Consider the following 18,643-nt stretch of genomic DNA (forward strand, 5'->3'; position numbering starts at 1 on the left):
TCAGGCCCGTCCGCGCTCTCTGCGGTACCACTGCACCAGAGCATCTGTGGATGTGTCGCCGAGGTCGCCGGGTGCTGCTTCGGAAGAGAGCGCAGGCCCCAGTTCCATGGCTTGTGTCTTGCCGAGTTCGACGCCCCACTGATCGAACGGATTGACACCCCAGACAGCACCTTCGACAAATACCTGGTGCTCGTAAAGTGCGATCAGCTGACCGACGACCGAGGGGGTCAGCTCCTTCGCCAAGATAGTGCTCGACGGTCGGTTGCCTGGCATCACCTTGTGTGGCACCAGCTCCGGAGCAGTGCCCTCTGACGCGATTTCTTCGGCAGTCTTCCCGAACGCGAGAACCTTTGTCTGAGCGAAGAAGTTACTCATGAGCAGATCGTGCATTGATCCCGTGCCGTCCGCAGTAGGCAGATCGTCGGTGGATTCCGCGAACCCGATGAAATCGGCAGGCACCAGCCAGGTGCCCTGATGCAGGAGTTGGTAGAAGGCGTGTTGGCCGTTGGTTCCGGGCTCGCCCCAGAAGATCTCACCGGTGGACGTGGTCACCGGTGAGCCGTCGGCGCGAACCGATTTGCCGTTGGACTCCATGGTCAGCTGCTGCAGGTAGGCGGGAAAGCGCAGCAAGTCGTTGGAGTAGGGCAGAACTGCGCGGGACTGTGCGCCGAAGAAGTTGGAGTACCAGAGCCCGATGAGGCCGAGGAGGACCGGCGCGTTCTGCTCGAGCGGTTGGTTTCGGAAGTGCGTGTCGATCTGGTGGAAACCGTCGAGGAACTCCGCAAAGCGAACGGGTCCGACGGCACACATGACCGACAAGCCGATCGCCGAGTCGACGGAGTAGCGCCCGCCGACCCAATCCCAGAACCCGAACATGTTCGCGGTGTCGATGCCGAACTCCGCCACGCGGTCACCGTGGGTGGAGACTGCGACGAAATGCTTGGCTACGGCCGAGACGTCTTCGCTGCCCAGACCGGCGAACAGCCAACGCTTTGCCGCTGTCGCGTTGGTGAGGGTCTCGAGGGTGGAGAACGTCTTGGATGCGACGATGAAGAGCGTCGTCTCCGGATCGAGGTCGTCGAGCTGTCCGACCAGATCGACAGGGTCGATGTTGGAGACGAACCGGACGCTGATTCCGGCGTCGGCGTAATGCCGTAATGCGCGGTAGACCATCACCGGCCCGAGGTCGGAACCGCCGATGCCGATGTTGACGATGGTGCGGATGCGCTTGCCGGTAGCTCCGGTCCACTCGCCGCTGCGCACACGATCGGCAAAAGCGCCCATCGCGTCCAGAACTTCGTGAACGTCGGCGACGACGTCTTGACCGTCGACGGTCAGCGCAGAATCCTTGGGCAGACGCAGCGCTGTGTGTAGTACGGCGCGGTCTTCGGAAGTGTTGATGTGATCGCCCGCGAACATCGCGTCGCGTCGTGCCTCGACGCCGGCCTCGCGGGCCAGGTCGACGAGCAGCGCGAGAGTCTCGCGGCTGACGCGATGCTTGCTGTAGTCGATGTGAAGATCACCGGCGTCGATCGTCAGCTCTCGCCCGCGGGCTGGATCGTCCTGGAAGAGTTCTCGCAGGTGAACGCCTTCGATGTCGGCGTAATGAGCGCGCAGTTTCTGCCAGGCTGAGGTTCCGGTGATGTCAGTGCTCACGATCATCGACTTTAGTGGCACAAGCTGGAAACTTCCGCGTGAGTCTCGCTCGCGGGCAGACGGACGCGGCTCCGACGAGCATCATGGAACCCATGGACACATTCGAATTCATTCGATCAGTTCCCACCCAGTTGTTCGTCGGCGGTCGGTTCGTGCCCGCGGAGAACAACGCGACCTTCCCGGTGGCGGATCCGGCGACCGGGAAATCGTTGACCGATGTCGCCGATGCGAGCCCCGCGGACGCGCTGCGCGCTCTCGACGAAGCCGTCGCCGTCTCGTCGAAGTGGGCGAGCACACCTGCGCGCGAGCGTGGTGAAATCCTGCGAGCCGTTTTCGAGAAGATCACCGAGCGAGCCGAGGACGTGGCGCTGCTGATGACCCTCGAAATGGGCAAGGCACTCGCCGAAAGTCGCGCCGAGGTGAAGTACGGGGCGGAGTTCTTCCGGTGGTTCAGCGAGGAGGCCGTTCGCATCGGCGGGCGCTACACGCCGGCGCCGGCGGGCAACGGCCGGATCCTTGTCACCAAGGCGCCGGTCGGACCGTGTCTGGCCATCACTCCCTGGAATTTCCCGTTGGCGATGGGTACCCGCAAGATCGGCCCGGCGTTGGCCGCCGGCTGCACGATCATCGTCAAGCCCGCCTCGGAGACCCCGTTGACGATGTTGTTGCTTGCTCAGCTCATGGCCGAAGCCGGGTTGCCCGACGGAGTCCTCTCGGTGTTGCCGACATCGAAATCCGGTGAAGTGACCGGCCCTCTCATCGACGACCCTCGACTGCGCAAGCTCACCTTCACCGGGTCCACCGGCGTCGGCAAGATGCTGGTGGAGAAGTCCGCGAAGCGATTGCTCCGCACGTCGATGGAATTGGGTGGCAACGCACCCTTCGTGGTGTTCGACGACGCGGACGTCGACAAGGCAGTCGAGGGCGCGGTACTGGCGAAGCTTCGCAACGGAGGCGAAGCATGCACCGCCGCCAACCGGTTCCACGTCGCCAACGCCGTGCGTGAAGAGTTCACGACCAAGCTGACCGAGAAGATGGCGACTTTCACGATGGGACCCGGTACCGACCCGGAGACGAAGCTCGGCCCGCTGATCAACCAGAACCAACTCGACACGGTCGCGGAGTTGGTTGCAGATGCGGTGGATGCCGGGGCGAAGGTGCGACTGGGCGGCGAAGCGCCGGGTGGTGAAGGGTACTTCTATCCAGCCACGGTGTTGGCAGACGTTCCGGCCAGCGCGCGGATTCTGAAAGAAGAGGTGTTCGGACCCGTCGCCGCGATCACCGGCTTCGACACCGAAGCCGAGGGAATCGCAGCCGCCAACGACACCGAGTTCGGACTGGCCGCGTACATCTTCACAAGGGATCTCGACCGTGCGCTTCGGGTTTCCGATGCACTGGAATCAGGAATGATCGGCGTCAACCGCGGAGTGATCTCGGACGCGGCAGCGCCGTTCGGTGGCGTGAAGGAATCCGGATTCGGCCGCGAGGGCGGGACCGAGGGGATCGAGGAATACCTGAACACGAAGTACATCGCGCTCGAGAGCTGATACACACGCGAACGGCCACATCGGGACTGCCAGAGGCATCCGATGTGGCCGTTCGCAAGTGAACAGGTCGTGCGCTAGTGGCCCAGGCGTCCGCGGCCCAGGCGCAGGAGCAGCATCGCGAGGGTGTGGCCTTCCTGGCCCAGCTCGTTGAATCGTTCGAGGACCTTCATCTCGCGGCTGTGCACCAGACGCGGACCACCCGATGCCATCCGGGTACGGCCGATGATCTGGGAGACCTCGGAGCGACGTTTGATGGCCGCGAGGATCTCGGCGTCGAGACGGTCGATTTCTTTCCGTAGTTCGTCGATCTCCGCCTCACTCTGGGGGATCTCGACGTCTGTCGGAGCAGTTTTTACAGTATCGACAGTATTTCCATGGGGGGCTGCAGCCTGGGTGCTCATTGCTATTCGTCTCCTCTTCCTACTGCGTGGATCGTGGTCTCGGCTCGGGTCGTTACCGATCCAGGCACACTGACGAAAATGCCCCGGATCCGATTCGGACCAGGGGCGGGTGAGCTGTTCAGATCACGTGCACCGAGGTCCGGGGCACGTAAAGTAACGCCACAGCGGGCCGACGGGGTCGGCCGTGTTGTCGCGAACGGAAATGCTGAACATAGCGTCCAGTTTGCCATGCTCGACACAGGTAATCCAAGTGCCTCTACCAGCAGGTGGACGCACTGACGACCGTGTCGGTGGACGCCGGTAGCGTGGACAGGCGATGAACACGTACCCAGCACTCGGTGAGCACGACGGACATTCCCAGCACGACGGGGGCGGCGCGCGGGGACACGACGCGGGTTCGGACGCCCTCCTCGAGGGTCTCAACCCGCAACAGCGCGAGGCCGTGGTCCATGCCGGTTCGCCGTTGCTGATAGTCGCGGGCGCCGGCTCGGGCAAGACTGCAGTGCTGACGCGTCGTATCGCCTATCTGCTGGCCGAACGGGGTGTCACCCCCGGTCAGATCCTGGCCATCACGTTCACCAACAAGGCTGCGGCCGAGATGCGCGAGCGTGTGGCAGCTCTTGTCGGACCGCGTGCCAACGCCATGTGGGTCTCGACGTTCCACTCCAGTTGCGTGCGGATTCTGCGAGCACAGGCGGCGCTCCTACCCGGTTTGAACTCGAATTTCTCGATCTACGATTCCGACGATTCGCGTCGACTGCTGACGATGATCTCGAAGGACCTCGAGCTCGACACCAAACGATTCTCCGCGCGGCTTCTCGCTACGCATATCTCCAATCTGAAGAACGAACTCGTCGGACCGGAAGAGGCGGTTGTCGCAGCCGATCAGGATCCGGCCGAACTTCCGCGACTGATCGCCAAGGTCTACGGCCACTACCAACAGCGGCTGCGTGCGGCGAACGCACTCGACTTCGACGATCTCATCGGTGAGACCGTCGCGCTTCTTCAGGCGTTTCCACAGATCGCCGAGTACTACCGCCGCCGCTTCCGTCACGTGCTCGTCGACGAGTACCAGGACACCAACCACGCGCAATACATGCTTGTGCGTGAACTGGTCGGTGGAGCCGGCGAGTCCGACCACGCCGTTGCCCCGGCCGAACTGTGCGTCGTCGGTGACGCCGATCAGTCGATCTACGCGTTCCGCGGAGCCACTATCCGCAACATCGAAGAGTTCGAACGCGACTACCCGGATGCTCGGACCATCCTTCTCGAACAGAACTACCGTTCGACGCAGAACATTCTGTCTGCGGCCAACTCCGTGATTTCCAAGAACACCGGCCGACGAGAAAAGCGTCTGTGGACCGATTCGGGTGAAGGCGAACTGATCGTCGGCTACGTTGCAGACAACGAGCACGACGAAGCATCGTTTGTCGCCTCGGAGATCGATCGGCTGGTGGACCAGGGCGAGACCAAGTTCGCCGACATCGCGGTGTTCTACCGGACCAACAACTCCTCGCGCGCGCTCGAGGAGATCTTCATTCGACTCGGAGTGCCGTACAAGGTGGTCGGCGGCGTTCGCTTCTACGAGCGCAAGGAAGTTCGGGACATCGTCGCGTATCTGCGCGTCCTCGCCAACGAGGACGACACCGTGAGCCTGCGACGCATTCTCAACACGCCCCGACGCGGTATCGGTGATCGAGCCGAAGCCTGCGTCGCCGTGCACTCCGAGCATCGCAACATCAGCTTCGCCGCCGCTCTCCGTGACGGCGCGGAAGGCAAAGTGGCGCTGCTCAATACGCGGTCACAGAAGGCCATCGCGTCGTTCCTCGAGATGATGGACGGGCTGCGGGCCCTGCTACCGACAGCGGCCGCCGACGAGGACGAACCGTTCGAGCTCGGTGACATCGGTGAGGTTGCCGAGGCGGTGCTCGAGCGCACCGGCTACCGCGCCGAGCTTGCGGCGAGCAGCGATCCGCAGGATGGCGCGCGACTCGACAACTTGAACGAACTCGTCAGCGTGGCAAGGGAATTCAGTTCCGACGCGCGAAACGCGGCCGGGCTGATCGATCCGGACGACGAGGAAACCGCAGCAATGCGTGAAGGTGAACCCGATCCGGGTTCGCTTGCCGCCTTCCTCGAACGGGTATCGCTTGTCGCCGACGCCGATCAACTGCCGGACTCCGACGACGGCGTCGTGACCATGATGACGCTTCACACCGCCAAGGGCCTCGAGTTCCCGGTCGTCTTCGTCACCGGTTGGGAGGACGGGCAGTTCCCGCACATGCGCGCCCTCGGCGATCCGGCGGAGCTGTCCGAAGAGCGTCGACTTGCTTACGTCGGCATCACCCGTGCCAGGCAGCGCCTGTACCTGACGCGCGCGATCATGCGTTCGGCGTGGGGGCAACCGATCCAGAACCCGGCGTCGCGGTTCATCCAGGAGATCCCGGAGGACCTGATCAACTGGCGCCGTGAGGATCCGGGCACCGGTGGCGGATTCGGAAGCGGCAGGCCGGGTTACGGCAGCGGAAGCCGCTACGGCAGCCAGGGCGGCCAGGGATACGGCGGCGGGCAGAACTACGGGGGAGGGTCCGGCAAGGCCGCGTCGACTCCCAGTTTCGGGGCCGCGCGTGGCCGCAACAACGTTCTGGTCCTCGCCACGGGTGACCGCGTCAGTCACGACAAGTACGGTCTGGGCACCGTGTTGGAAACCAAGGGCACTGGCCCCACCGCGACGGTCACCATCGACTTCGGTAGCGCGGGCAAGGTGCGGTTGATGCTCATCGGCGGTGTGCCGATGGTCAAGCTGTAGAAGACAGGCAAAAACTTCCGGCCCGTACCTGGAAAGGTGCGGGCCGGAAGTTTTTCATCAGAAGCGTTGGGCTTGCGATCAGTCCTGCTCGACGCCGAGGCTGATGCCGCGTGAGGCGAGCCAGGGGAGGGGATCGATCTTGTTCTCGCCGGCGAGATGAACCTCGAAGTGAAGGTGCGGGCCGGTGGAGAAGCCGCGGTTGCCGACAGTGGCGATCTGGTCGCCGGCCATGACCTGCTGACCAACCGTGACGGTGGACGTGTCGATGTGGCCGTAGACGGTGATCGTTCCGTCTGCGTGCTGTAGGCGTACCCACATGCCGAACCCGGAAGCCGGACCTGAATCGATGACCTTGCCGTCGGCGACGGCGACGATGGGCGTCCCGATCGGGGCGGCGATGTCGACGCCGGCGTGCAGGGTGCCCCAGCGGGTGCCGAAGTTGGACGTGAACGTGCCCACTGCCGGCAGGACGAACAGCGGGCGACGGGCAGCGGCTTCGCGTGCTGCGCGCTCGTCACTGAAACGCTGGCCCTTGGCAAGCAGGTTGCTGAACTGGGAGAGGTCGGTCGGCGCTGCGACGTTGAGGACCTGCGGAGCGTCGGCCTCGGTGGTGGCTGCCGTGGAGGTGGCCGGAGCGAACTGAGCGGCCTGCGGTTCTGCGGTGGTACCGATCGCGGAGGACTCGTTGGCGAGTGCAACTTCCGAGTGGTCGGCGGCAGAAGAGGAACCGTCGTTGACAACTGCCTGGCCCGCGGCGACAACCGCGCCGGCTGCAACTGCCAGAACGGCGGCGCGGCCCTTGAGAGCGGAGGGAGGGGTGGGGAGTCGGTGAGCACCGCTGCGGCGAACCGGAGATTCGACATCGACTGTCGGTGCGGAGGAGGCGTAAGTGGGGGTGCTGATCACGTCGGACTCGACGAACTCGTGAGAGTCGGAATCTGACGACGTGGAGGATGAATTTCGAGTGAACATATCGGTAGAGATCTCAGAACTTTTGGTCTCGGTGTAACGCCTGGCCGAGTGCGTTGGATAAGTGGTCGTGACCTCGTCTGGAGCTGAGTTCGAGAACCTACTAGCGGTGAACTGGCTGCGGTGATGCATATGCCGGTTCTCTCCTCGAGTTCGTGATCAGCCCGTGACTTAGACCGACTGACGGTAACGAAATGATTGCGATGGGCGCAAGCCGTAGCGGAAACCTGTCCGATTATGTGACGTGCCTCACAGCTTGACCTGGGAATATGTCGATCCGGGCAAAACGGACGAATCATCTCGTTTCGTGATCGCGCGTGTCACAACCGGATCACCGGTCCATTCAGGCACTACCGTCGATCGAGTGTCCACAACACCTGGAACTACGTCGCAGGCGCGTATCGACGACCCCGGAGTGAAGTCCGGGGCGCCACTCGCGGCGGTAATCGGACTGCTCGGTGCCGTCGGAGTGGCAGCCAGTCCCGTCGTCGGAGTCGGGAGTGGCCGCGGGGTCGACACGACGGGGGCTCTTGCTTCCGCCGCTCTCTTCGCTGCCGTCTGCACGATCGTCGTGCCGCTGGTTGCGGTGCTCACCTCGGGGCGCAGGCCCGCCTTCGCAGGTGGACTCCTGGCAGGTATCGGCGCGGTGTCCCTCGGCGCGGCGATCCTCGACGTTCAGTTGTTCGTCGACGCAATCGATGCAAACCGCTTGGACCTTTTCCGTCCGATTTCGGCGGGTTCGATCGATGCGGGTCCGGGCGCTTATCTCGCGCTCGCGGGCCACGGACTTCTTGTGGTGTCCGGTGTCCTCGGCTTCATGGTCGTCCATCGTGAATCGGAGCGGGACGGATACGGCAGCGCTCGCGCCGCGGAATTCGACGGGCGATCGGTTGGCGGGCGGATCGGTGGGTGGCCGACAGCGCTGCTGATTCTGGCCGCGGTGGTGTTCGTGCTCTCCCTGTTCGGTCCTTCCTTCAGTTCGCAGGATCCGATCTTTCTGGTCAAACCGCTCGTCGACTCGGCGGCGGCCACCGCCGTCGGTACGGGATTGGTCGGCGTCGCGGTACTCGTTGCGGTCGCGGCGGCATTGACGTCCATCTCGCTACCGGTGGGCTGCGGCGCCCTGATCGGTGTCGGTCTCGGCGCACTCGCAGTCAGTGGAACCAGGGTGATGGCTGGGTTCGCGGCCGGCGATCGGATCGGCGTCGGTTCGGGATCGGTGGTCGGGGCGCTGGCCGCCGTGGTCATCGCCGTGATCGGAGTTTCAGCTCCCTACCTCGCATCCAGGCGTGAAAGAGATGCGATTCCCGCTGAAAGTGTGGTTCGCGCACCCGCGAAGACGACAAAGGGTGCGCTGAAAGCGGCGATGGTGGCTCAGTCCCGGGCGGCGCAAGCGCGGGTGAACAGACTTCACCGCGTTGCCGGTATCGGCGCAGTTGTCACCGCAGCAGTGGCGGCCCTGGGGGTGGCACTTCCGGTCCTGTCGTTGCCGGAGAACATCCCCGAACCGTCCATGCTCTCGTCTCGAGTTGTCCTGCTCGCGGCTGCTGTACTGCTGGTCGCCGGTCTGGGCTTGTTCGCCCCGGGCCGCGCCGCGGTGGTGCGGCCGGCCGTCGGCGTGTTGTGGACCACGGTCGTGATGGGAGTCGCCGCTGTCATGCAGTCGGCTGTCATCGCCACGGACGTACCGGGCGTCGGGTTGGGGGCCGGTGCCTTCGTGCTCTGCGGCGCGGCTTTCCTCGCTGCGGCGACGGGACTGCTCGTCTGGCTGGCGGGAAGCGCCGAGCGTGAGGATGTCGACACGTCGGTAGGTGGCGGTTCGCGAGGGCTGGTGCTTATCGTCGGTGGGATCGGCGCCGTCGCTGTCCTGATCGGAACCGCGCTTCCCCTCTATCAGGGCGACGCCTATACGGCGGCCTCAGTTCTGGAGTGGCCGTGGGGAATTGACGTCTGGGGTCAACTGCTCGTCGGCGTCACCGTCGTGATCGCCGCTGTGATCGCAGCGTCCGCGCGGCCGTCGCGGGGCGCGGCATTGCTGATCGGATCTGCCGTGGCAGCTCTGGTGTACGTCGGTGAGTGGCCACTCACGTCATCGCGCATATCGGACGCAACCGTGGGGGTGGGTGCGATCACAGCGGCCACGGGCATAGTGTTGCTTCTCGTTGCAGCGTTCTCGAGCGCAAGAATCAGTGAGACTGATGCTTGACAAATTCGGTGTGGCCACCTTGCCGAATCGGTGAGGCGTGCCTCATCGGGCAATTGCGCGTGACTTGGGCCACATAGCATCAATGCGGGCGCAAACCGAACGCGGCAACTGGTTAAAGTCCAGAACAGACCCGCTCCTACCCCTCGAGCGGGTGACAACGCAGACGAGACGGTGAGCAGATGGATCTCTTCGAATACCAGGCGAAGGAACTCTTCGCCAAGCACGGAGTGCCGACTTCGGCTGGACGTGTTACAGACACAGTCGCCGGCGCACGCGAGATTGCCGAAGAAATCGGTAAGCCCGTGATGGTGAAGGCACAGGTCAAGGTAGGCGGCCGCGGCAAGGCCGGTGGCGTCAAGTACTCGCCCGACGTGGATGCCGCAGTGGCAAACGCCGAGGCAATCCTGGGCCTGGACATCAAGGGCCATGTCGTCAAGAAGCTGCTGGTCGCAGAGGCAAGTGACATTGCCGAGGAGTACTACATCTCCTTCCTGCTCGACCGCACCAACCGCACCTACCTGGCCATGTGCTCGGTAGAGGGTGGCGTCGAGATCGAGGTCACCGCCGAGGAGAACCCCGACGCTCTCGCCAAGATCCCCGTCGACGCAGTCAAGGGCGTCGACCTCGCGTTCGCGCGCAGCATCGCCGAGGCAGGAAAGCTGCCCGCAGAGGTGCTCGACGCAGCGGCCGTGACGATCCAGAAGCTGTGGGAGGTCTTCATCGGCGAAGACGCACTCCTCGTCGAGGTCAACCCCCTCGTTCGTACGCCTGACGATCAGATCCTCGCCCTCGACGGCAAGGTCACCCTCGACGAGAACGCAGCGTTCCGTCAGCCCGGCCACGAGGCATTCGAGGATCGCGACGCTACCGATCCCCTCGAGCTCAAGGCCAAGGAAAACGACCTCAACTACGTCAAGCTCGACGGTGAGGTCGGAATCATCGGCAACGGCGCAGGCCTGGTCATGTCCACGCTGGACGTCGTCGCATACGCCGGCGAGAACCACGGTGGCGTCAAGCCCGCCAACTTCCTCGACATCGGCGGCGGAGCTTCCGCTGCAGTCATGGCTGCCGGCCTGGATGTCATCCTCAACGATGCACAGGTCAAGAGCGTGTTCGTCAACGTCTTCGGCGGCATCACCGCGTGTGACGCAGTTGCCAACGGCATCGTCGGCGCACTGAAGACCCTGGGTGACGAGGCCAACAAGCCGCTCGTCGTTCGCCTGGACGGAAACAACGTCGAAGAGGGTCGTCGCATCCTCGCCGAGGCCAACCACCCGCTGGTCACGGTCGTCGCAACCATGGACGAGGCCGCCGACAAGGCCGCCGAACTCGCTCACGCAGCGAAGTAAGGGACTCACAGAACAATGGCAATCTTCCTCACCAAGGATTCAAAGGTCATCGTCCAGGGCATCACCGGCGGCGAGGGCACCAAGCACACCGCTCTGATGCTCAAGGCCGGCACCCAGGTCGTCGGCGGCGTCAACGCTCGCAAGGCCGGCACCACGGTCTCGCACGTTGCAGCTGACGGTTCCCCTGTCGAGCTCCCCGTCTTCGCGACGGTCGAAGAGGCAATCAAGGAGACCGGCGCAGACGTCTCCATCGCATTCGTTCCCCCGGCCTTCTCGAAGGACGCCATCGTCGAGGCCATCGACGCGGAGATCCCGCTCCTCGTGGTCATCACCGAGGGCATCCCGGTTCAGGACTCCGCTTACGCTTGGGCGTACAACGAGTCCAAGGGCAAGAAGACGCGCATCATCGGACCGAACTGCCCCGGCATCATCACCCCGGGTGAGGCCCTCGTCGGCATCACGCCCGCCAACATTGCAGGCACCGGCCCCATCGGCCTGGTCTCCAAGTCGGGCACCCTGACCTACCAGATGATGTACGAACTCCGTGACTTCGGCTTCTCCACCGCCATCGGCATCGGCGGCGACCCGGTCATCGGAACCACCCACATCGACGCCATCGAGGCGTTCGAGAAGGATCCCGAGACCAAGGTCATCGTGATGATCGGTGAAATCGGTGGCGACGCGGAAGAGCGTGCAGCCGATTACATCAAGGCCAACGTCACCAAGCCGGTCGTCGGCTACGTGGCAGGCTTCACCGCTCCCGAAGGCAAGACCATGGGCCACGCCGGCGCCATCGTCTCCGGTTCCTCGGGAACTGCTCAGGCAAAGCAGGAAGCTCTCGAAGCTGCAGGCGTGAAGGTCGGCAAGACGCCGTCCGCCACCGCTGCTCTCGCTCGCGAGATTCTTCAGTCCCTGTAAGGGGCTTCGCCCCCGTGCGTGGTTAGGGAGTCTCCGGACTCCTTAACCACGCACAGTGGTATCGACCCACATCGACCCGGCAGGTTCCAACTGCCCCGCACCGGATGTGATGGATGCGACGATCGAATCGAGATCGTCGGCGTCACCGGCGGCGAGCGTCATCACCGCCTTCGATCCATACGTAGTTCCGAGCACCGAGACGCCCCGCGCTCTCAGCTCCGCTTCCACCCGACCGGCCTCTGAGTGCCGGATCGCCAAAGTGCGCAGGATCTTTCTCTCCCTGGCCACAAGCTCGGCCGAATCGAGAGCCACCGAGACCGCTCCCGAATATGCGCGGACCAATCCACCGGCGCCGAGCTTGATTCCGCCGAAATAGCGCGTGACGACAACAATCACATCGACCAGATCTCGAGACTTGAGAACTTGAAGCATCGGCACCCCGGCAGTGCCGCCCGGTTCACCGTCGTCGTGTGCACGTTCGACGCGTGAGTTCGCCTCGTATCCGATCACGAAAGCCGAACAATGATGGCGCGCATCGGGATACAGCGATTTCTGCTCCGCGACGAACTCCGTGGCGGCTTCGGCGTCGTCTACTCGGTGAAGCGCGGCGATGAATCGTGAGTGCTTCACCTCGGTTTCGACGACGTGGTCGGCGCCGGGCGCGAGGGTGAAGGGCATCTGCCCATTGTCTCCTGTCGGTGTTAGCGTGCGAAGTCGAGACACATACGCTGGTAACCATCGAAGACCGTCTACGAGGAGAAGTCATGACGTTCACGCCGCAAGGGCCCAGCTTCGGGCCACCGAATCAGCCGGCAGCGGGCGGTGGAACCAAGAATCTCGGATTCATCCTGCTCATCGCCGTCGCGGCACTCGGCCTGATCAATTTCCTGCTCGGTTTTGCGCCCTTCACGTCGATCAGTGGAAGCAGCAGCGGCATCGGTAGCGGCCTGGATACCAGTTCGAGTTTCTTCGAATCGAGCATCTACGGCCTCGGATTCGTTTTCGCCGGCGGTGTGGTTGCAGGCGTCTCGCTGCTCCCGAAGCAGTCGTATGCAGGCATTGCCGCAGCGCTCACCCTCACGGGTTTCTTCGCTTTGGTGTTCGCCGCGTTCTCCGTCGGTACCAGCGACTACGTCGACATCAGCCTCGGTTGGGGCCTGATCATCGTGCTGATCCTCTCGTTCGTGCAGACCGTCGTCGCAGTCGCCGCGTTGTTGTTCGAGATCGGAATTCTGAAGGCGCCCGCGCCCCGACCGGTAGCTCAGCAGTACGGTCAGCAGCAGCCTTACGGCCAGGCGCCGGGGCAGGCGCCCGGTCAGCCACAGGGATACGGACAGGCTCAGTACGGCCAGCCTCAGCAGGCTCAGCAGCCGGGCCAGTACCAGCAGAATCCGCAGTACGGGCAGGCGCAGCAGCAGGGATACGGGGGAGCGCACGCCGCCCCCACAGACCCGACCGCTTCGCAGCCTTACGGCCAGACTGCGCCTCCCTACGGTCAGAACCCTGTGCAGAATCCCGGACAGACCGACTCGTCGGCCGCGACGACGTCGTCTTACTATCCGCTGACCTCTCAGCCCGCGAGTCAGCCGAACCCGAGTTACTCGTCGGATCAGTTCACCGCTCCACGCGGTTACGGCCAGCCGTACAACCAGCAGCAGACTGGCTCGACCGAGCAGCCGACGGGCTTCGAGCCGCCTACTTTCGAAGCGCCGACGCCGTCTGCGGAACCTGACCAGGGCAGCAGCGATTCCGCGGCCGAGACCAAGGTCTTCGGCTCGCAGAACCCCGACGAGCGTCAGCAGTAGTACTTCTTCGTTTCACGAACATGAATGTGGCCTCCGACCCGCTGCGGGTGGAGGCCACATTCCGTGAGCCCGACGGCGCGCCTGAGTGCGCGGCGCACTGTCGAGTGAAACCCTCGAGGGGATGAGTTCTTTGATTGATGGCACCCGGTCCCGTCCCACGTCCTCACGACCCGGACGTGGTCGTACTGGCAGCGGCCGCGTCGGCGGCGGTCGCCCGGGACCGAACCCGGACCTGGCACGCAAGTTGCTGACCGTCGCCTTCCGACCGTCGGGCCTGACGATGCTGCTGATCGCGGCTGTCGTCGTGGTCACTTTGGTATCGGCGAGCAGCGACCTGACCGGAACCTTCGGCGCCATTGCCACCACCTGGTTGGTCATCCACCAGGTGCCGGCGACTATCAGCGGCGTCCAATTCGGTGTACTGCCATTGCTTCCGACGGCCGTCATGATGTGGGTGGTTGCACGCCGATGCGCGTCGACTGCGGTGCACACCGACTCCCGTGACGACACCCTCCGCCTGGTGGGGGCGGCAGTAGCCGGGCCGTTGACTATCACGGCAATCGCTCTCGCCGTTGTCGCCGACGCCTCCGCGGCAATTCCGCTGTCGAGCCCCAACACGTTGGCCGCTTTCGGCTGGGTCGCCGGGATTCACCTGATCGCCGCGTCCGTCGGTGTTGCTGCTGCGCACTGGGATCGCGTCGTCGCCGAGATTCCGCCGTGGGCATCTGCCGCTGTTCGTCCGGCCGCGGCCGCGTCGGCAGCGCTGCTGGCTGCGGGCGCCGTGGCCGTCGTGGTGTCACTACTCGTGTCGTGGTCGACGGTCGGTGACCTACTCGCACGAGGCAACGGGTTTGTCGGCGTGCTGGGATTGACGGTGTTGTCGCTGCTCTACCTGCCGAACCTCGTGGTCGGTGCAGCCGCGGTGATGACGGGATCGACGGCCGATTTCGGAAACGTCTCCATCAGCGTGTTCGGCAACATCGGTGGAGATCTGCCACCCTTGCCCCTTCTCGGAGCGGTTCCGGAAGGCGTCGCCGGCGGAATCTGGCCGGTGCTGTTGGTCGTTCCGGCTGCGGTGGGTGTGATGCTCGGCCGTGATTGCGCTCGACGCATCGCCGGGCAGGACAGTGTGCTCGCAGTGCTGACGGCAGCTGCCGGTGCCGGCGTCGTCATGGCTCTGCTTGCCCTTGCTGCGGGGGGAGACCTCGGGCAGTTCGGCACCGTCGAGGTCCTGTGGTGGGGCTTCGGTCTTCTGACTTTTGCGTGGCTGGGATTGTTCGGAACCGTCTCGGCGCTGTTCGCGATGTGGTTCTCGCACCGCGGACACATGAAGGACGAGGTTGCGCCGCCGACGGCTGAACCGGCTCGAGCATCCGAGCCCGAACTTGCGATCACGGCCGCGGCCACAACGGATGGCGAGGACGACGAAAACGCCGACGAAGTGCTCGCCCAGGAATCTGCGGTGGTAGTGACCAAGGTCGTCGAAGCCGAAATTGTCGAAGAATCAGGCGAACCCGTGCAGGTAGTGACAGAGGAAACCGTCGAGATCGAAGTAGTCGACGCGGAGGTTGTCGCGGCACCCGAGGCGGACCCCACAGCCGGGGCCGAGCCGGAGACCGACCTGCCCTCGAAGCCGCAGGAGTCCAGCGACTAGGCTGTCATGCGGCCGATACTCCGGCCGCATCATCTTCCAGTTCTCAGGAGTAGTGCGCTGACTGCCTCGGCCGACAATCCGCAGCCGACAATGCCCGACAGGGTCCAATTTCGCGACTCTGTCGCGCGGGTAGTCGTACTCGCTTCCGGCGCGGGAACCCTGCTGACTTCGCTGATCGACGCTTCGCATGCCGAGGGATACCCCGCCGAGATCGTTGCCGTCGGTGTAGATCGTGACTGCCTCGCCGCCGAGCACGCTGCGGATTCGAAGATCCCGTCCTTCAAGGTCTCGATCAAGACCTACGAAAATCGTGCCGCCTGGGACGAGGCGCTGACAGCAGCAGTGGCCGAGTACGAACCCGATCTCGTGGTCAGTGCAGGCTTCATGAAAATCCTCGGCCCCAGCTTTCTCGAGCGTTTCGGCGGCCGAATCATCAACACTCATCCCGCGTTGCTGCCTGCCTTTCCCGGCGCGCACGCGGTTCCCGACGCTCTGGCGTACGGCGTGAAGGTCACCGGTTCCACGGTGCATCTCGTCGACGGCGGAGTTGATACCGGGCCGATCTTGGCGCAGGAAGCTGTGCCGGTGCATGACGACGACACCGAGTCTTCGTTGCATGAACGCATCAAAATTGTGGAGCGACGGTTGTTGGCGGACGTCATCGCCGCTGTTGCTACGCGCGGAGTGGTTTCCGATGGACGAAAGGCCGTGATCCCCAGTGAGTGAACGCAAGGCTGTGCGCCGTGCACTTGTCAGCGTCTACGACAAGAGTGGTCTGATCGAGCTGGCCACGGGCCTGCACGAGGCCGGTGTCGAGTTGGTCTCGACCGGTTCGACCGCGTCGAAGATCGCCGACGCCGGAATCCCCGTGACCCCGGTCGAGGCTCTGACCGGATTCCCGGAATGCCTCGAAGGCCGTGTGAAGACGCTGCATCCGCGCGTCCACGCCGGCGTTCTCGCCGATACCCGCAAGCCGGATCACCTCGCTCAGCTCGAGGAACTCGGCATCGCGACCTTCGAATTGGTTGTCGTGAACCTGTACCCCTTCACCGAGACGGTTGCCTCGGGCGCTAGCCCGGACGAGTGCGTCGAGCAGATCGACATCGGCGGCCCGTCGATGGTGCGTGCTGCAGCCAAGAACCATCCGTCGGTTGCCGTCGTGGTCGATCCGGCTCGTTACGCCGACGTCCTGACTGCCGTTGCCGGTGGCGGATTCACCTTGCGTGAGCGCACTGTGCTTGCGGCGCAGGCGTTCCAGCACACTGCGTCGTACGACGTCGCGGTTGCGAGCTGGATGACGAGCACGATCGCCGCTGACGAGGACGGTTCGCTGTTCCCGGCCTGGGTCGGTGCGACCTGGAACCGCAGCGCTGTTCTTCGCTACGGCGAGAACCCGCACCAGGACGCTGCGCTGTACGAAAACCCGTCTGCGCCTGCAGGTTTGGCTCAGGCGGAGCAGTTGCACGGCAAGGAGATGTCGTACAACAACTACACGGACTCCGACGCAGCGTGGCGCGCAGCGTACGACTTCACTGATCCGGCCGTCGCAATCATCAAGCACGCCAACCCGTGTGGCATCGCCATCGGCACCGACATCGCCGACGCCCACCGCAAGGCGCATGCGTGCGATCCGGTCAGTGCTTTCGGTGGTGTGATCGCTGCCAACCGCGAGGTCACCGTCGAACTGGCCGAGCAGATCGCCGACATCTTCACCGAGGTCGTCATCGCGCCCTCGTACGAAGACGGAGCTGTCGAGGTTCTGCAGCGTAAGAAGAACATTCGTGTTCTGAAGGCAGCCGCTCCGACCGCTACCGGAATCGAACTGCGTCCGATCTCCGGCGGTACGTTGCTCCAGCAGCGCGACGTCCTGGACGCCGACGGCGACAACCCGGCCAACTGGACCCTCGCCAACGGTGAGGCTGCCGATGCCGAGACTCTCGCTGACCTCGAATTTGCTTGGCGCGCCAGCCGTTCGGTGAAGTCCAACGCGATCCTGCTGGCCTCCGGCGGTGCCTCTGTCGGCGTCGGCATGGGCCAGGTCAACCGCGTCGACGCAGCGCATCTGGCTGTTCAGCGAGCCGGTGACCGCGTCGTAGGTTCGGTTGCAGCTTCGGACGCGTTCTTCCCGTTCCCTGACGGTCTGCAGGTGCTGCTCAACGCCGGCGTCAAGGCTGTTGTGCAGCCGGGTGGTTCGGTTCGCGACAACGAAGTGATTGCCGCAGCCAAGGAAGCCGGTGTCACTCTCTATCTGACCGGTGCGCGCCACTTCGCGCACTGACCCCTGCGTCGGTAGCGGGCCTCGACTCCTCAACGGGAGTTCGGGGCCCGTTCTGCATTCAGGCCGCCCGGGTGTTTCAGGCGGCGCTGCTGTGGGTGCCCTGGAGTTCGCGGGGTGAGCCGGTGATGACGACGCGTGAGGCTCCGCGACTGCGGATCTCGCTGATCAATGCGCCGAGGGTAGCTTCGTGGGCCGCATCGGAGTGTGAAAGATCCAGGGTGACGGCGTATCCGGTGAGGTCACCGGGCAGATCGACATACGGCGGCGCGATGGACAGTTGGTTGACTCGAAGTTTCATGTGGTGCTCCTGCGTGTGAAAGGTAAAAGAAAAGGCACCCGAGGCGTTTGCCCTGGGTGCCCGAGAACGAATCCGGTGAAACTGGGGATCATTCTCGGGGTACACCGCGCTTGTTGCCCATGTGCTTGGCCGACATTGCGGCCGAAAAAATGTGCTTGTCTGCGGTGCAGCTGCGCCACGAAGGTACGGATACGACGTGCGGGTGTAGCGACATGATGTCCGTTCCTTTCTGTGTGGCGTTGCTGGTTAATGGATGACCGTACAGCACGGATCGAGGGTTCGCACCAATAAAAAGCGCCGCGAACGTAAACTCCGGGTGACTTCTGTCCCCAGGTTCGCTGGATTGAAAGAGTCTTCATTGCAGGTCAGGCGTAGAAAGCAGAATTCCCTCCGCGATGGTTCGCGGAGGGAACTTTCTACCTGAAAAAGAGGACGTTCGGTCTGTACGTGATCAGGAGAACGAACGGACCCACGCTGTGAAGGGCTCCGAGAACTCTGCCGAGTACGGAAGCGGCGCGACGTAGTCGGCACCGGTGGACTGTTCGTCGCCGATGTCCTTGAGTACGAAGTTGGCGTTGCGCATCCGCACGGAAGTCAGCGCTGTATGTGAGAGCGCGGCGTCGAGTGCCGCGACATCGGCGGGAATGACTTGGATGTCCTTGTCCGAGCAGCTCGTGAGAACGGGCATGCCCGCCGGTAGCGCCGCCACGAGCGCAACCGGGTCCAATGCGTCTTCCTCGGCGAGTGCCTTGG

14 protein-coding genes and 1 pseudogene are annotated in these 18,643 nt (G+C 63.9%); 9 read left to right on the forward strand and 6 right to left on the reverse strand.

What is annotated here, in order from left to right; all coding sequences use genetic code 11:
* Positions 1 to 1,656, reverse strand: coding sequence for a glucose-6-phosphate isomerase (gene pgi, locus ASU23_RS10875; RefSeq protein WP_007727615.1), 1,656 nt, complete (start codon positions 1,654 to 1,656; stop codon positions 1 to 3).
* 92 nt (positions 1,657 to 1,748) lie between these two features.
* Here pgi and ASU23_RS10880 point away from each other — a divergent pair, with 92 nt between their 5' ends.
* Positions 1,749 to 3,203 (forward strand): NAD-dependent succinate-semialdehyde dehydrogenase, encoded by a 1,455-nt coding sequence (locus ASU23_RS10880; RefSeq protein ID WP_007727613.1) that lies wholly within the window; start codon positions 1,749 to 1,751, stop codon positions 3,201 to 3,203.
* 74 nt (positions 3,204 to 3,277) lie between these two features.
* On the opposite strand, the gene ASU23_RS10885 is transcribed toward ASU23_RS10880, so the two are convergent.
* Positions 3,278 to 3,604, reverse strand: a complete 327-nt coding sequence (locus ASU23_RS10885) for a chorismate mutase (RefSeq protein WP_003946362.1) — start codon at positions 3,602 to 3,604, stop codon at positions 3,278 to 3,280.
* A gap of 316 nt (positions 3,605 to 3,920) precedes the next feature.
* Here ASU23_RS10885 and pcrA point away from each other — a divergent pair, with 316 nt between their 5' ends.
* Positions 3,921 to 6,413, forward strand: coding sequence for a DNA helicase PcrA (pcrA, locus tag ASU23_RS10890; RefSeq protein ID WP_003946394.1), 2,493 nt, complete (start codon positions 3,921 to 3,923; stop codon positions 6,411 to 6,413).
* 78 nt (positions 6,414 to 6,491) lie between these two features.
* Here the strand turns inward: pcrA and ASU23_RS10895 are convergent, their stop codons facing one another.
* Positions 6,492 to 7,514, reverse strand: coding sequence for a M23 family metallopeptidase (locus ASU23_RS10895; protein WP_030534879.1), 1,023 nt, complete (start codon positions 7,512 to 7,514; stop codon positions 6,492 to 6,494).
* Between the two features lie 232 nt (positions 7,515 to 7,746).
* On the opposite strand from ASU23_RS10895, the gene ASU23_RS10900 reads away from it, so the two are divergent.
* The 3 genes from ASU23_RS10900 to sucD all read left to right on the forward strand — a co-directional run bounded on the left by ASU23_RS10900 (position 7,747) and on the right by sucD (position 11,855).
* Positions 7,747 to 9,588: a hypothetical protein gene (locus tag ASU23_RS10900; RefSeq protein ID WP_253741274.1), complete on the forward strand. Its 1,842-nt coding sequence runs from the start codon at positions 7,747 to 7,749 to the stop codon at positions 9,586 to 9,588.
* A 179-nt stretch (positions 9,589 to 9,767) separates the two neighbouring features.
* Positions 9,768 to 10,937 carry an ADP-forming succinate--CoA ligase subunit beta gene (sucC, locus tag ASU23_RS10905; RefSeq protein WP_003946426.1) on the forward strand — a complete coding sequence of 390 codons (1,170 nt, stop codon included), beginning with the start codon at positions 9,768 to 9,770 and terminating at the stop codon, positions 10,935 to 10,937.
* Positions 10,938 to 10,952: 15 nt separating this feature from the next.
* Positions 10,953 to 11,855 carry a succinate--CoA ligase subunit alpha gene (gene sucD, locus ASU23_RS10910; protein ID WP_003946432.1) on the forward strand — a complete coding sequence of 301 codons (903 nt, stop codon included), beginning with the start codon at positions 10,953 to 10,955 and terminating at the stop codon, positions 11,853 to 11,855.
* Between the two features lie 42 nt (positions 11,856 to 11,897).
* Here the strand turns inward: sucD and ASU23_RS10915 are convergent, their stop codons facing one another.
* A complete protein-coding gene (locus tag ASU23_RS10915) occupies positions 11,898 to 12,533 on the reverse strand; it encodes a YigZ family protein (RefSeq protein ID WP_058037877.1) in 636 nt (211 codons plus the stop codon).
* 86 nt (positions 12,534 to 12,619) lie between these two features.
* Here ASU23_RS10915 and ASU23_RS10920 point away from each other — a divergent pair, with 86 nt between their 5' ends.
* The 4 genes from ASU23_RS10920 (at position 12,620) to purH (ending at position 17,592) form a co-directional block, all read left to right on the forward strand.
* The gene (locus ASU23_RS10920; RefSeq protein ID WP_058037878.1) at positions 12,620 to 13,660 is read left to right on the forward strand and encodes a DUF5336 domain-containing protein; all 1,041 of its coding nucleotides are present in this window, start codon (positions 12,620 to 12,622) and stop codon (positions 13,658 to 13,660) included.
* A gap of 121 nt (positions 13,661 to 13,781) precedes the next feature.
* Entirely contained in the window at positions 13,782 to 15,314 is a 1,533-nt protein-coding gene (locus ASU23_RS10925; RefSeq protein WP_058037879.1) for a DUF6350 family protein, read from the forward strand.
* Positions 15,315 to 15,404: 90 nt separating this feature from the next.
* A complete protein-coding gene (gene purN, locus ASU23_RS10930) occupies positions 15,405 to 16,040 on the forward strand; it encodes a phosphoribosylglycinamide formyltransferase (protein ID WP_050655578.1) in 636 nt (211 codons plus the stop codon).
* A complete protein-coding gene (gene purH, locus ASU23_RS10935) occupies positions 16,033 to 17,592 on the forward strand; it encodes a bifunctional phosphoribosylaminoimidazolecarboxamide formyltransferase/IMP cyclohydrolase (protein ID WP_058037880.1) in 1,560 nt (519 codons plus the stop codon). The genes purN and purH overlap by 8 nt, the downstream gene beginning before the upstream one ends.
* 76 nt (positions 17,593 to 17,668) lie before the next feature.
* Here purH and ASU23_RS10940 read toward each other — a convergent pair whose 3' ends face one another.
* Complete coding sequence (locus ASU23_RS10940) at positions 17,669 to 17,890, reverse strand: hypothetical protein (RefSeq protein WP_003946391.1); 222 nt, start codon at positions 17,888 to 17,890, stop codon at positions 17,669 to 17,671.
* 451 nt (positions 17,891 to 18,341) lie between these two features.
* A pseudogene (locus tag ASU23_RS34785) lies at positions 18,342 to 18,643 on the reverse strand (alpha/beta hydrolase); the annotation flags it as partial.

The sequence above is a fragment of the Rhodococcus sp. KB6 genome, from assembly GCF_001445685.1.
GTDB classification, from domain to species: Bacteria; Actinomycetota; Actinomycetes; order Mycobacteriales; family Mycobacteriaceae; genus Rhodococcus_F; species Rhodococcus_F qingshengii.